General features: G+C 69.1%; 11 protein-coding genes and 1 pseudogene. 4 read left to right on the forward strand and 8 right to left on the reverse strand.

Annotation, left to right across the window (positions count from 1 at the left end):
• Nucleotides 1–46: 46 nt before the first annotated feature.
• The 5 genes from QSK39_RS46285 to QSK39_RS46305 form a co-directional block, all read right to left on the reverse strand.
• On the reverse strand, nt 47–421 hold the full coding sequence (locus QSK39_RS46285) for a hypothetical protein (RefSeq protein ID WP_285484188.1): 375 nt from the start codon (nt 419–421) through the stop codon (nt 47–49).
• A 240-nt stretch (nt 422–661) separates the two neighbouring features.
• On the reverse strand, nt 662–1,588 hold the full coding sequence (locus QSK39_RS46290; RefSeq protein ID WP_285484189.1) for a sigma factor-like helix-turn-helix DNA-binding protein: 927 nt from the start codon (nt 1,586–1,588) through the stop codon (nt 662–664).
• A 53-nt stretch (nt 1,589–1,641) separates the two neighbouring features.
• Complete coding sequence (locus tag QSK39_RS46295) at nt 1,642–2,004, reverse strand: effector-associated constant component EACC1 (protein ID WP_285484190.1); 363 nt, start codon at nt 2,002–2,004, stop codon at nt 1,642–1,644.
• Between the two features lie 8 nt (nt 2,005–2,012).
• Entirely contained in the window at nt 2,013–5,480 is a 3,468-nt protein-coding gene (locus QSK39_RS46300) for a caspase, EACC1-associated type (protein WP_285484191.1), read from the reverse strand.
• Nucleotides 5,481–5,590: 110 nt separating this feature from the next.
• Complete coding sequence (locus tag QSK39_RS46305) at nt 5,591–6,673, reverse strand: hypothetical protein (protein ID WP_285484192.1); 1,083 nt, start codon at nt 6,671–6,673, stop codon at nt 5,591–5,593.
• Nucleotides 6,674–6,914: 241 nt separating this feature from the next.
• On the opposite strand from QSK39_RS46305, the gene QSK39_RS46310 reads away from it, so the two are divergent.
• Nucleotides 6,915–7,118: a hypothetical protein gene (locus tag QSK39_RS46310; RefSeq protein WP_285484193.1), complete on the forward strand. Its 204-nt coding sequence runs from the start codon at nt 6,915–6,917 to the stop codon at nt 7,116–7,118.
• Between the two features lie 108 nt (nt 7,119–7,226).
• Nucleotides 7,227–7,757: a YrhB domain-containing protein gene (locus tag QSK39_RS46315; RefSeq protein WP_285484194.1), complete on the forward strand. Its 531-nt coding sequence runs from the start codon at nt 7,227–7,229 to the stop codon at nt 7,755–7,757.
• A gap of 81 nt (nt 7,758–7,838) precedes the next feature.
• Here the strand turns inward: QSK39_RS46315 and QSK39_RS46320 are convergent, their stop codons facing one another.
• A complete protein-coding gene (locus tag QSK39_RS46320) occupies nt 7,839–8,276 on the reverse strand; it encodes a hypothetical protein (protein WP_285484195.1) in 438 nt (145 codons plus the stop codon).
• A gap of 254 nt (nt 8,277–8,530) precedes the next feature.
• Here QSK39_RS46320 and QSK39_RS53210 point away from each other — a divergent pair.
• Nucleotides 8,531–8,656: pseudogene (locus QSK39_RS53210) on the forward strand (helix-turn-helix domain-containing protein); the annotation flags it as partial.
• 58 nt (nt 8,657–8,714) lie between these two features.
• Here QSK39_RS53210 and QSK39_RS46325 read toward each other — a convergent pair.
• Both QSK39_RS46325 and QSK39_RS46330 read right to left on the reverse strand, forming a co-directional pair.
• Nucleotides 8,715–8,882, reverse strand: a complete 168-nt coding sequence (locus QSK39_RS46325; protein WP_285484196.1) for a hypothetical protein — start codon at nt 8,880–8,882, stop codon at nt 8,715–8,717.
• A gap of 32 nt (nt 8,883–8,914) precedes the next feature.
• The gene (locus QSK39_RS46330) at nt 8,915–11,887 is read right to left on the reverse strand and encodes an NACHT domain-containing protein (RefSeq protein ID WP_285484197.1); all 2,973 of its coding nucleotides are present in this window, start codon (nt 11,885–11,887) and stop codon (nt 8,915–8,917) included.
• Between the two features lie 398 nt (nt 11,888–12,285).
• Here QSK39_RS46330 and QSK39_RS46335 point away from each other — a divergent pair, with 398 nt between their 5' ends.
• Entirely contained in the window at nt 12,286–13,557 is a 1,272-nt protein-coding gene (locus tag QSK39_RS46335) for an SEFIR domain-containing protein (RefSeq protein WP_285484198.1), read from the forward strand.
• Nucleotides 13,558–13,652 lie beyond the last annotated feature (95 nt).

Raw genomic sequence — 13,652 nt, forward strand, 5'->3', positions numbered from 1 at the left:
CGCGGCGACACGCAAGCGGGTCGCCGCGCCACCGGGACCAGAGCCGCTAGTTGCGCGTCCAGCCGGCCGCGCCGACCCACAGCGTCTGGTTGTTGCGAGTGGGTACGACGTCGTCCCGGAAGACGTACCGGTAGTAGCCCGGCCCCTTGTTGCAGTAGACCGTGGCGTTGACGTGGTTGCGCTGACCGAGAGCGACCTTTCCGTAGACGAGGTCGTCACCCCAGTCCCAGTTGGTCGACCAGTAGTCGGTCGCCGCGACGATTCCGGTGACCTTGCCGCCGCTTTCGCAGTTGCCCAGCCACGTCGGGAACGAGATGTAGACCCAGCCGAACGTCGTCGCCTGCGCGGCACTTTGGCCGCCGAGCATGCCACCCAGCAGCATCACCAGTGCCGCACCGAAAACCGAGAGTCTTCGTTTCACATCAGATCCCTTCGCCGATTGCACACCCCACCAAAGACGACTGACCTGCCCCGGCTGTTACCGGCAAAGTTAATCAGTTCGAGTGATCGAGATATCGACTCAGCTGCAATTCGCCGTCCGTTGGCAAATTCGGAAAGCGGTTGACACGACAGAACGGTCGCGACACGTCTGCTGAGGCAGAAATGAGATCGGCCGTGCTTCTGATTCTCGCGCACGGCAGATTCACCGCAGTTCGCGAAGCTACTGAGCCGAGCGCCTCGCCGGGGACTCCCCGGAGGGGCAACCCGCCTCCGGGCGTGCGGACAACCCGTGGGCCACGGACGACAGCTTCTCCGGCTTGGCCACGATCCGCAGACCGGCGATCCGGCCGTTCTCGATCTCCACCGCCACCACGGCCAGCAGTGTTCCACCGGCCAGCGCGAGGATCGCCGTACCCGCGTTGACCTCGGCGAACCCGAACCTGACCGGCACCGCGATCCGCCGGAAGGCCGCGACGAGGAAACGGGCCACCTCCGCCCTTCCCGCGACCGGACGAGGCGCGGTGGCGACACGGCGGACACCATCCGCCCAGAGTGTGACGTCCTGCGCCAAAACCGCTTCGAGCGCACCCAGCTCCCCGGCTCTGATTGCGGCGAGGAACCGCCCGGACAGCCGCACGCGCTCGCCGCGGTCCGGTTGGCGGGGCGGCCTCCGGCTCGCCAGGTGCTGCGTCGTGCGGTGGTAGAGCTGGCGGCAGTTCCCCGGGGAGAGCTCCAGGATCTCCGCGATGGCGCGATACCGGTACCCGAAAGCGGTGCGCAGCACGAACACCGCGCGCTCGTGCGGCGTCCGGCGTTCGAGCAAGACCAGCACCGCGAGGGAGACCGAGTCCCGCTGCTCGGCCGTGGGCAGCGGGCCGAGCGCGTCGGTCAGGACCGGCGCAGGCAGCCACGGACCGCAGTAGCCTTCACGGCCGGCCCGGACGGCGCGCAGCCGGACGAGGCAGAGCCGCGTGACGACCGCCGTCAGCGATTCTCGCGCGTACGCAGTCACCTCGGAGCCCGGTCGTTTCCAGGACCGGTACGCGTCTTCGACCGCATCCTCGGCCTCGTCCGCGGCTCCCAGCAGCCGGTAGGCCAGGCCGAACAGCTGCTGTCGTCCCGCTCCGAGCTCCACGGCTGGGGTCACCCCGCGAGTATGGCGCACCGAGCCTGCCTCCTGGCCCTCCACCGGACCTGCCATCACTCGGGAGCGCCGGCGATCTCGGCGGTCAACTCCCGCACCGCGGCCGCGTCGAGGTTCCGCACGTGCGTGGCTTCGAGGTCGAACGCCGAGCCGTCCGCACGGGTGCCGGTGATCTTCACCGAGCCCGTCCGGTGCCGGATCCAGGTGACGAGCACCGTCGCGACCGCGGTCGCGACGCCGCCCGGCGCGAGCGCCACGGCCAGCGCCTCCGGAAGCCCGCCGGCGAGGGTGCCCGGCTCGCCGGCCGCGGCGAGCACGTGGACGCGGCCGCGGAGGTCCTCGTCGGCGGACAGCCAGTCGTTCAGGGAACCGAGTTCCGCGACGGCGTCGTCGGCGGTGATCCGGATGGTCAGGTCCACTTGGGCTCCTACTCTGTGTGGGCGACGTCGATCGTTTGCGGCGGCTTCCCGTCGGCGTACCGGACGATCCCGACCGCCTTGCGCGCCGGGACGCCGTGCGGGCCGAAGTCGAGGTCCTCTTCGGCTCCCGGCACCGACAACGGGCCGTGGAGGTTGCTCAGCTGGGCGGTCACGGCCGCCGGGCTCGCCGGTCCGGCCGGCCGCGTCGCGTAGACCGCGGTGACCAGCGTCATCAGGGCGTCGTGCGTCGACACGGCCTCTGCGGCCGCGGCGCCCGCCGGGTCGAACCCGGCCTCGGCGAAGTCGTCCCGGTACCGCTGATAGCGCGCCGGGTTCTCGGGTGCCGGCCCGGACGGCGCTGCCCACCCCGCCGGGATGAACGCGGTGACGGCGACACCCGCAGCCGCAAGCCGGGCGCGCCGGTCCCTGTCGAGGAGTACGTCTCCGGGTTCCACGGCGACCACTTCGATCGGGCCGCAGTCGAACGCCGCGACCGTGTCGAGGAAACCGGCGAGATCGCCCTGACTCCCGGTGAAGAACACCAGCTCGGGGCGAGTGTCGCAAAAGCCGCGCACGACATTGGGAAAGGTGGCCGACCTCGAGCCGTGCGAGCCGACGTAGCCGTGGACGGTCATCGACTCCACGGTGGGGCCGACCCGGTCCTTGAGGTCTTGCCGAAGCGACTGGGCGTAGAGGTTGCCGGAGTCGGTGTCGCCGACCAGCACGGCCTTGCCCCTGAAGTTCCGGTCCCGGATGTACCGGGCGATGACGGCGGCCAGCTGAGCGTTGGGCGGCCGGACCCGGAGCAGGTTCAACGGTTCCTCGTCGAAGTCGTCAGCCGTGACGAGCGAGGCCACCACGGGCACGCCCTTGCCCCCGAGCGCGCGGACACCCTGCAGGGTCTCCGGCGAGCTGACGCCCATGCCGATCACGCCCACCAGCGGCGCCGCGCCGGACGTCATCCCCGCCAGCCGGCCGGCCACCGGTTCCCACGCGCCTTCCGACGCGCCTTCGTTGGCCAGCACCAGCCGGACCTCAGGGGTGAGCCGATTGGCGGCCACCTGCGCGGCGTAGGCACCTTCCAGCTGGTGCCGGATCGAATCGAGGGAGAACACGCTGTTCCCGTTGCCCACCGGGAACGGGGCCATGAGGGCCACCGTGACCGCCGGGCCACCGCCGGACTCGACACGGGCGTTCTCCTCGGCGATCCGGTGCTCGACCGCGGCCAGCTCCGGCCGGAACACGTAGCTCCCGGCCGTCACGCCGACGCATTCGTCGCCGAAGGTGACACTGCTGGAGGACTGCAGGCCGGACGGACATCCCTCGCCGCGCACGGCAATTCCGTAGACCACCACCGAAGTGACGACGAGAACGGCCGCGGCGAGCGCGGACACCCGGCGGGACCGGCGCCGGCGGGCCGTGCTCGCCTCGAGGAACGCCCGTGACCGCGCGGGCAGCGGCGTGTCCCCCTGCTCGGCCAGCTCGGCGGCGACGGTCAGCTGGGTGCCCCGGTACAGCAGGCGCTGCCGCTGGTGCTCGTCGTGCCAGCGCTCGGCCGCCGTGGCCAGCCGGCGGCGCACCAGCAGCGACTGGCGGCTGTCCTCCAGCCACGTCCGCAGCCGCGGCCACGCCCGCAGGACGGCGGAATGCGCCAGGCCGACCGCGTCCCCGTCGGTCACGACCAGTCCGCTCGCGACCAGCGCGTCCAGGATGCCTTCGGCGACAGGCCGGGTGTCCGGCGCGACGTCGTCGACCAGCGTGTCCCGGGCCACCAGCTGGCGGGTGATGGCCATGCCCTGCTGCACCGCGGCCAGCCGCAGCGCGAGCGCGCGGAGCACCACGCGGCCCGGCTCGTCGAGGGCGTCGTGCACGCGCTCGGCCGAGGTCTCCACCGCGCGGGCGACCCGGCCGGAGTTCGCGTACCCGGTGACGGTCAGCAGGCTGCCCTGGCGGCGTTCCCACGTTTCCCGCAGTGCGTGCGAGAGCAGCGGAAGCACCTCGCCCTGCTGCAGGTCGAGCTCCGTGCCCTTGTCCGCCGCGAGGGCCTCGGCCTGGTCGTGCACGTCCTGGAGCACGATCTGCACCAGCCCGGCCTGCAGGGTCAGCCCGGCGGCCGCGGCGGGCGCCTGGACCGCGGTCGCGAGCTCGGCGCCGGAGAGCGGGCCGAGCAGTACCTGGCCGGTCTCCAGCGCGCGGCGCAGCCCGGAGTAGGTCAGGCAGTGGCGGTAGAAGTCCGCCCGCAGGCCGAGCAGTACGACGGCGTCGCCCAGCAGCCCCTCGCCCTCCGGCCCGGCGGTGAGGGCCGCGACGAAGCTGTCGCGTTCCTGGCGGTCGGCGCATTCGGTGAAGATCTCCTCGAGCTGGTCGACGACCAGCAGGATCGGCCCCGTTCCGCGGTCGGCCAAGGCTTCGTACAGAGCGCTCAGCGGCCGCGGCCCCGGGGTGAACACGATCGGGAGACGCGGTTCCACGGCGTGGGCGGCGCCGAACGCGACGCCGGCGCGCAGCAGCGAGGACTTGCCCACGCCCGACGGGCCGACCAGGGTGAGCGGCGGGTCGCCCGGTCGCGCCTTCGCGACCCGGTCGAGCAACGTGCGCGTCTCGTCGGCCCGGCCGAAGAACCACGCCGAGTCCCCGGTGTCGAACGCGGCGAGCCCGCGGTAGGGGCAGCTGTCCTCGCCGCCGGTGCCGGCCGGTTCGGTCCCGAGGTCGGCGTCGGTGAGCCGGAACGCCGGGTTGATCGCGAGGACGAACCCGTCGGCCGCCTCGGTCGCCAGGCGGCGAGGCCGCGGAAAGCCGCGCGCGGGCAGCATTTCCCGCAGGTGGGCGTACGCGTGCTGCAGGGTCAGCTCCCGCGGGCCGTCCGGGTCGCCTTCGGTCAGCAGCCGGATCAGCGCGCCGCCGAACGCGGTGTGCCGGTCCCCCGGCGGTGCGAGCGCGGCCTCGTTCGCGCCGGCGGCGGTCAGCACGTACCCGCCGTGGATGCGCGAGAGGCCGGTCGCCTCGGGCCCGGCCGTGTCCCCCAGCGTCGCGAAGGCGCGCCCGGAGTAGCAGCAGTCCAGGATGACGATCTTGACGCGCGCCGGGCTTTCCAGCACGGCGTCACGCACCTGCGCGTAGGCGACGGCGGTGTGCGTCAGGTACCCGGGACGGCTGTCAGTGGCGGCGGTGGCCAGGTAGAGGTTGCCGTCGAGGCTGACCAGCCCGTGACCGCAGAAGTAGATCAGCAGCGCGTCTTCCGCGCGCCGCGTCTCCTCGGCCAGCGCTTCCCCGACACCGAACGGCAGAGCCGGATCGAGGACGACCCGGACGTTGCCGGCGGTCATCCCGCACCGGTCGACGAGCGTGGTGGCGAGGTCGGTGACCGTCGCCGCAACGGCCGGGACACCGGCGAGGCCGGCCGCACCGGAACCCCCGGTCGCGCACCCGGTACCGATGAGAACCGCCCGCGAACCCGCCGCGCGCAGATCGGTCACGGCAGCTCACTGGGGGCAGGGCCGGTTTCGCTCACGGGCTTGAGTATCTGTAGCTCGGAAGCGGGCGTTACAGAGAACCGTCGATCGAGGCGGCTCATTGCCGCCCGCGCTCATTCGCGGGGTGCCTTGTCCGGTGATTCCTCGGGCGCATAGGTCAGCGAAACCTCAGGCTCGGCCTGATCCGCCGGTTCGTTCTGGAGCAGCAGCATCAACTTCGCGTTCCTGCGACGCTCCTGGTGGGTGGTTTGCGGCCGGCTCAGTCCGAGGTGCCGATACAACGCGAGCCGGTCGAGATCGATGATCGTCGACACGGCGGTCATGAACTCATCGGCTGCCGAGACCGCCGCACGATAGGCGACGTAAGCGAGCGTGTAAGGGATGAGTGCGAGCAAGAGCCACAACCCGTCCGTGAGCACGGCCGGCACCGTGATGACCGTGGCCAGCAGCGACACCGAGCACAGCCGGACCGCGAGATCGAGCTGCTCCCGCGAGTCCTGCAGGTACGCGACGTGGCTCTCGGGCGCGATGAGCGCGAGGTGCGGTGCCACGGTGATCGCGTCCAACCCGTACTGACGCCCCGCCCTGTCCTCCACGGCCCGCAATGCGTTCCCGAGCCGCGTCGGCATCATGCGGGCTCGTCCCGGGAACCGGCTCTTCGCCTTGGCGTAGACGTCCTCGGCGAGGGCGTGCGACAAAGCCTCTTCGTCTGCCTCCTCGAGGAGGTATTTGTCCATCTCGCGCTGCCACTCGTCGGTACTGAGTTTGTCGGCTCCCGCTCCGAGGTGGTCGATCAGCTTGTCCTGGAGACCGTCCCCGTGCTCCTCGAGCCGGTTTTCGATCCTCTGTGCCTTGCCCCGGTAATGCGCCGTGCGTAGTTTCACGGCGGCGCGAGCCAGCCGCGATGGACCCCAGTACCCTTCGAGCAGCTGCACCGTCGGGAACTGGAGCGGGTGGATGAACAGCCCCACCAGGACCGTGGCGAGCACCAGCCAGGCGGCTCCGGCCAGGGACCAGCCGGCGAAGGCGTCACGTAGCTTGCCGAGACTCGGCTCGTGGGTCCAGGCGCCGCTCGCGTACAGGGCGTAGACCCACAGGGTGAAGTACAGCGACGGCACCACGGTCACAACACTGAAGTTCCGGCCGATTTTGCCCGCGACACCGAGCGCCGCGTCAGGCAGCGAAGGTGTCGGCATTCACGCTCTCTTCGTTTCCGAGTAGTCGAGCACGCTGCCGCACTGGCGGCAGAGGAACTTGCCCTTCTCCTGGCCGGTCCGGGTGACGATGGAGTCGTCGTACCGGCAGCGGCGGGGCTTTCTCCGGACCCTTCCGGAGCCGGGAACACGACGTGAGCCGCCTCGGGTCATGTCACCACCCCTCCCCGTGGCCGAACCAACCATGGTAGGAGTGTCGATCGTTCCAGTCGATGGGAGATTGATGGGCACGCTGCGCCGGGCTGCCCGGTCGGTACTGGCGGTGGCGCTGCGGCGGCCGTGGTTGCCGCCCGGTTTCGCGGTCATGGTGGTCGCGGTCGGTGGTCAACTCGGCCGTGGCTGGCTGTACGTGGCCCTCGGCCTGGTGGTCGTCGGCGGATTGGGGCTGGTCGGCGGATTGTTGTGGGTGGGACGCGAGAACTCGTGATCCGGCGCGTGACCAACTGCTGACGAAGATCAAGTTTCCCGTGGAGCCACGGCGTCGTCGCGGGCTCGGCGCGACGGCACCCGCTGCCTTCTCCCCTAGCCTGTTGACATGGTGTCGAAGGCGTGGGCCGTCCAGGTCGTGGAGCGCCATCTGGCCGGGTGGCCGGCTGCGGGCGGGCCGAAGATGGTGGTCACGCACGTCGACCCACACCGGCTTGGCTGGGTGGTCAGCAGCCAAAGCGAGCGTTACGTGCGCACCCGGGCATTCCTCGACATGGTGGTGGGCCACGGGCCCTTCCTGGTCGATGGGGTGGACGGCAGCCTGCACATGGTGCACGCGACCATCGATCTCGAGGACGGCGAGTGGATCGAGGACTACCTCGAGCAGGTTCGCGGGCTCGATCGCGATGACCCGCTGCGGTCTCGGGTCGCCGAACTGCTCGATTCCGGTCATCGCCTCGACGCGCTCCGGCTGGTGCGGGCGGCCGCGCCCGATCTCGGAGCGCAAGGGGCCAAGGAGTACGTCGAGGCCGTAGCAGCCGGAGCGCCGGTTCCCGAGGGCGTACGCGCTCGCTTACCGCGACCGCCGGTCGGGCGCCGAGTGTGGCGGCGTCTGTCGGACTCGAACCCGGAGCCATGACTGCCCGGTCTGCGACAGGAGAGCGCGTTCGGGGTGGACCGGCGCTGGGCCTTCACGCGCCGCCGCCGTGGTCGACCGTCTTCAGTGCCAGCCGAGCTCGGCCAGGCGGCTCTCGGTTTGGCCCGGGGGCCAGACCGTCACCTTGTCCAGCCGGCCCGACGCCGTGCGGAATCCGAAAGCTCGGCCGAACGGGGCGCGCACCCACCACAGGCCGGTCACCTCGGCGCGGGCGATGCGGATCGGTTCGGCGCCGCGGACGCGCAGCTCGGCCTGGCCGCGGCTGACCAGCAGGCTGGCGTACGGCGACTTCACGTTGAGGAGGTTCACCTTGGCTCCGCACCGCAGGACGAGGTCGTAGTCCTCGTCCTGCAGCGCAGCGAACTGGCTTGCGTGGGCCGGGTCCGGCGGCGGGACCCGGCCGATGCGGGCGAACTTCTCGCGCCACCGGAACCTGATGAACACCATCACGACGCCGAGAGCCCCGAACACCATCAGGGCGATCCCCTCGCCAGGTCTCATCGACGTCCCTCCCCCATCACCGGCGAAGTATCCCACTCGAACGGGCCCGGCGGCCGGGGTTCCGGCGACTTTGCGTCGAGAACGGCGAGGTCGTGCCGCCGCAACCGGTCGCCGTGCATGGCATCGGAACGGACCGAGCGGCGCATCGAAGCCGCTCATTTACAGTGCCGTCATGACTTCATCGAACGACTCCGGCAGCCCGTCCCGGGTGAGCAAGTCTCCGAGCCGGGGGTCGCAGCCGCGAGAACGCCATTTTGGCGATCGCGCTGGAGCTGATCGGTGAGGTCGGTTTCGATCGCCTGAGTGTCGACGCGATCGCGGCCAGGGCTCGGGCTTCGAAGGAGACCATCTACAGCCGCCGGCGGTCCAAGGACGAGATCGTCGCCGAGGCCCTGCGGCGCCAGAACAACGGCGACGCGGCGGGACCGAATCTGCCACTCAGTGGCGAACGAAGGCTTCGGCCTCCTCCTTTTTCCACACGTCGAACCAGGCGAGCCAGTCCGGACTGCAGTTCAGCGTCGCGGCGAACCGGATGACGCAGGCTCCCAGCTCGTCACGACTCAGCGTCAGCTGCCCGGCCTTGTCCACTCGGGTGAGAGGGATCATGAGATCGCTGAACCCGGGTAAGCGAGAGCCGATCATGTGCCACGTGCCTGACCGGCTCTCACCGAGCCACGGGGCACGTTCGTAGGCGGCGAGCATCGTCGCCAGGAAGAGCAGGTAGAACCCGGTCGACGACGGGGAAGGTCCCGTCCGATCGGGAACTGGCGGCGCACGGCTGCCGGCTCGAACGGCGCCCGCTGCTCAAGCGCTGCGGGAGTCGTCTCGTCCGACACCTCGTCCGAGGCGAGCAGCTCGGCCAGCGCCGACTTGTCGTCGAACATGGGGCGCATCTCGGCCGACAGCGGGGTGATCTCGGATTCGGGCTCGCCGTGCCCGAACGATCCGGAGAGCGCGGATGCCTCGGACAGCCTGCCGATGTCGGCAAGCTCCATCAACACGAGCCAGCGGAGCGGGAGCACGTAGGCTGGCGACTCGGCGATCCGCGCGAGCATGTCATGGAGATCCGGATCGAGCTCACCGGCAGAGAAGAATCGCCGGAGCAGGTCCACCAGCGGACCTGGTGTCTCATCGGGCGTGCCGTGCAGCTGCACCGACAACAGCCCACGAGCTCCCATGGCTTCGACGTACCGCTCCATCGGCAACAGGTCACGACGGCACAGCTCAACGACCACGCCCGGATGGGAAGAGGCGATCCTCGGTGCGAGGCCGACCACGGTCCCGGCCAGCGCGTCCGGCTGGGACTCCAGGCGGCGAGCCAGTTCGGCGGGCACCGCTCCGTCGGCGACCACCTGGAACAACTCGTCGACGATGGCGGCGCCGCACTCGGCGTTCACGGCGACGTTCCCGGTCAGGATCGCCCGGCAACTCCGCCGAGCTGTCGGGAAGGTGTCCGGCGGACAGGAGAGCAGCAGCGCCAGCAGCTGGGTGTCCCTGGTTCTGGTGTAGAGCAGAATCGCGGCCGTGTAGAGCCGATCGAGCACTCTCGGGCTCGAGCGCATGAACCGCAGCGAACGCAGAGCGAACTCGACCTGGACGCGACGGTCGGCATCCGGCCGGTCGAGCACGAGCATCTCCAGACAGTCGTCGATGCCGTCGGCGCGTCGTGCGTCGAACTGCTGGATCGCAATCTGGGGCACCACTTCGCTGGTGTTGAACTGGATCAGCGGCCGGATCATGCCGATGATGTCGCGTGCACTGTTGCAGTGGCGGACGATGAAACACGCGGCGAAGTACTCGAGGAAAGTGCGGTGGGTGAATCCAAAGAGCCGTTCCCCGCGTTCGGAGGTTCCGGTCTGTGCCAGCAGCCAAGCCCGCCCGGCGCAGAAGTCCAGGAAGTCTTGAGCCTGTAGGGAAGCGGACTCGGCGTCGTCGACGACGTTGCGCTCGAAGTAGTCCTTGATGTTCTGTTTCAGCCTTCCTTCGGGAAGTCCGCTCTGCACGCTTCCCTGGTTGAAGAAGTTGTACGCGAGCTCTTGGATCAAGTACCGCGTCTTGGTGTTCGACTTGAACGAAATAGGTACGCGGCGCATCCGGTCCCATCGTTCGAAGAGCAGCTCGGCGCATTCTTCATACACCTGCGGCCGGTTTTCCGGGATGAATCCGTCGTACTCGTAGATCATGCACAGCAGCGACAACATCAGCGGGTTGGTCCGCAGGTCCTCGACGTGCACGCTGTCCTCGAGGAAGTTCCGCACCCGGTCGCCGGGCTCGAAGTGCCTCGGCTGAGCGACGATCCGAAACCAGCGCTGAACGTACAGTTCCAACTGCTCGTCCGTGAAGTCGGGGAGGTAGTAGACCGGGAAGAGCGCCGGGTCGAGACGGGCGCGGAGGTAGCCCTCCTCGCGGGAAGTCACCACTACCGTGACGAGCGGATAGCGTCGGCAGAACTCCTCGATCCCGGCGACCGTCGAACGCCGCATGTCGATGTCGGCGATCTCGTCGAGGCCGTCGAAAACGATCACGCCGAGTCCCAGGAAAAGGATGTCCCGGATGGTGTCGGCACCGAACTCGGCCTGCGCCACGACGCGCAGGGTGTCGGCCAAGATGGTGAGGTACGAGGTGGTCGGCGCCTGATGGTCCTTGAGTTCGACGACCATCGGCGCGATCGGCGTCTCGTCATCCTGGCGCGAGGCGACACGATGGAGCAGGTTGCGGATGAAGGTGCTCTTGCCGGCCCCGGGGTGGCCGACGACGACGAAACGCCGGTCTGCCATCTCGGACTCCGCCAGCGGCGCCAGGTCCTTCGCAGCTGCGGCCGCGAAGTCCTCGACGGCCTCTGCCGGGCCGCCGGTATCCGATCGTTCGTCTGCGCCGGGGCGCGCTCGACGGGACTTGACCATTCGGAAGTGGGGTCGCGGATTCAGCAAGCGGGCGACGTAGATCTGCTCGATGGGGACTCGGTGGTCATCACGCGAGTGCGGCATCACCATCATGGCGTATCGCGTTCGCATCGCCTGGCGGATCACGCGAACGGCGGCATGGGCAGCGGAAGCCCGTTGCCGCTGGCCCGAAAGAGCCCATCGCTCGGATACCGCGGACGCCAGTGAGGACTCGGCGGGCGGGCTCCCGCCGAGGTTGCGAAGGCTTGTCGCGTAGAGGAAATCATCGAAGGTGAAGACATTCTCTTCACGCAGTTCCTCGAGCTGCAGGCGCACGCAAGCGCACAGCTCAGACCAGAGCGAATCGGCGATCCGTTTTCCCTGCGCATCGGGAAGATCGAGCTTGTCCACGAGCTCCCGGACGAAGCTCTCCCCCAGCCGGGTGCACTCTTCCGCCGTGTCCGGGCCTTCTCCGGTCATCTCCAGATAGGCAAATATCTCCAGCAGGCCGGTGCACAGACGTCCTTGCAGGTACGTGGAGATCGCGGCCTGCTGGGCGCGCACGAGCTTGACATCTCGCCAGCTCACCGACTGCCTGACCGGCGCCGGAGCGGGACGGAGCCCCTTCGCCGCAGCTTTCCACGCGGGTGCCGACGCTCGGACCGCCATGCCGCCGACGGCTTTGGCTGCGGATTGCGCGATGAGAGTTGCCAGCACCGCCGAAGACATGTCCGCGATACTACCGGCTGGACAAGCCGGACACCGGGGATCGCACAGCGCTGTCCAGATCGACGACGCGTTGCTTCTTCACCGGCGGTACGAAACCTCCGACCCGGCAAGAATGAGAAGCGTCATATTGTGAACGATACTGCATCGAATGCGGCTGAATCCTGGTTTGACTGCCGAGTGGCGTGATAGCAGTCGTCGCCTCGGTAGCGGTATGGATGGATCTGAGGTAGCCGGGATCAATCGGATCCGACGGTGAAGCCATCATCGCGAACGGGACCTGAGTGACAGTCTCGATAGAATCGGCCGCACGGACCGCTTGACCGGCGACCCGCGACCTCGGTATCGCTTCGGCCACCGCAGTACTGGCCGGTTTGCCACAGAAGGGCGACGACCAACTCATGCCCATTGGACCTGGTCTACCGGCCAACGGCGCCCAGACCGGCGACGACAGGGGCCCCGCACAGGCACCGAAGGCGTTCATCTCCTACGCCCACGACTCGGAGGACCACAAAGACGCGGTGCTCACGCTGGCAGAACTACTCACCAGGAAGGGTATCGATGTCATCCTCGACCAGTGGGCCGACCCCGTCCGCAAGGACTGGGGCTCCTGGGCGCTCGGGCACATCATGAACAGCGACTTCGTGATCATCGTCGCGTCGCTCGACTACCAGCGGGTCGGCGATGGCCTGATCGCCACGACGAACAACCCGGGCGCGCAGTCCGAGGTCGTGGTGATCCGCGACCAGCTTCACCACGACCGCCCTGCCTGGACTCGCAAGCTGCTGCCTGTGGTGCTCCCCGGCCACAACATCGGCGAGATCCCCCTCTTCTTGCAGCCCTTCAGCGCCGACCACTACGTCATCAGCGAGTTGACCGACGTAGGCATCGACGATCTGCTGCGGACGCTTACCAGACAACCCCGCCGAGTCCGGCCGCCACTCGGCGCCGTGCCGAACCTTCCGCCGCTGCCATCCACGCTGCCGCCCTCGGCGTTCGCTCGGGCCGCCGAGCCGCCTGTGCCATCACCACACTGGTCGGTGTTGCCGCAGCCGATCGCCGTGACCTGGCGTGCGACCCTGCTCGGCGATCGTTGGGGCGCGCAGCGTGCCGCGATGGTGGAACTCCACATCGTGCCCGATGGTGGCGACCCGTTGCCGGCCGGCCGGCTCCGCCGAGTCGCCACCACACTGGCTTCGCTGGGCCGCGGCCACGGCCTGTTCGCCGACACCGACGGGGTGACTCCTCGATCGGACCAGACCGCAGTCGTTGCAACCACAGATGGCCTAGCGGGTTCTGGCGTAGCGGTACTCCGCAGCGGCCAATGCAGCGCATGGCTACCGTTGCCGAAAGCCAAGATCGGCTACGTCCTGGACGCGAACGACGCCGCAGGCCGCGTTACCGGATTGCTGGCCCTCCTCGCCGAATTGGACATACCCCACCCGCCGTACGTAGTGCCGACGATCGGTATCGAGCCGGCCACATTGGTCTGGGAAGGCTCCATTGGTGACACAAACCGCACCAGCGTGCAGACGTCGCCACACCAGCGGGATCGGATCCGGCTCCCGGCGGACGAACGGCTGCGCTGGGACGAGGTCGTCGGGCACCCCGACGTGGTCGCCGAGGAGCTGACGATCCGATTGCTCGAGGTCTTCCGCAACGGAAACCGCTGAACCGGACAGGTGCACACTGCGGCTCGGCGGGATCGTGCCAGGGGCTTTGGGCAGCTGCAGTCCGCGGCGGAAGTCCGGGGTCCCGCCCGACCCCA

It is taken from the genome of Amycolatopsis sp. NBRC 101858 (assembly GCF_030269325.1).
GTDB lineage: Bacteria > Actinomycetota > Actinomycetes > Mycobacteriales > Pseudonocardiaceae > Amycolatopsis > Amycolatopsis ponsaeliensis.

Bases quoted from the DNA above. Each gene is read 5' to 3' on its own strand.
- QSK39_RS46305 (WP_285484192.1), bottom strand. From the start codon at position 6,673: ATGCCGACACCTTCGCTGCCTGACGCGGCGCTCGGTGTCGCGGGCAAA.
- QSK39_RS46310 (WP_285484193.1), top strand. From the start codon at position 6,915: ATGGGCACGCTGCGCCGGGCTGCCCGGTCGGTACTGGCGGTGGCGCTG.
- QSK39_RS46315 (WP_285484194.1), top strand. From the start codon at position 7,227: ATGGTGTCGAAGGCGTGGGCCGTCCAGGTCGTGGAGCGCCATCTGGCC.
- QSK39_RS46320 (WP_285484195.1), bottom strand. From the start codon at position 8,276: ATGAGACCTGGCGAGGGGATCGCCCTGATGGTGTTCGGGGCTCTCGGC.
- QSK39_RS46325 (WP_285484196.1), bottom strand. From the start codon at position 8,882: ATGATCCCTCTCACCCGAGTGGACAAGGCCGGGCAGCTGACGCTGAGT.
- QSK39_RS46330 (WP_285484197.1), bottom strand. From the start codon at position 11,887: ATGTCTTCGGCGGTGCTGGCAACTCTCATCGCGCAATCCGCAGCCAAA.
- QSK39_RS46335 (WP_285484198.1), top strand. From the start codon at position 12,286: ATGCCCATTGGACCTGGTCTACCGGCCAACGGCGCCCAGACCGGCGAC.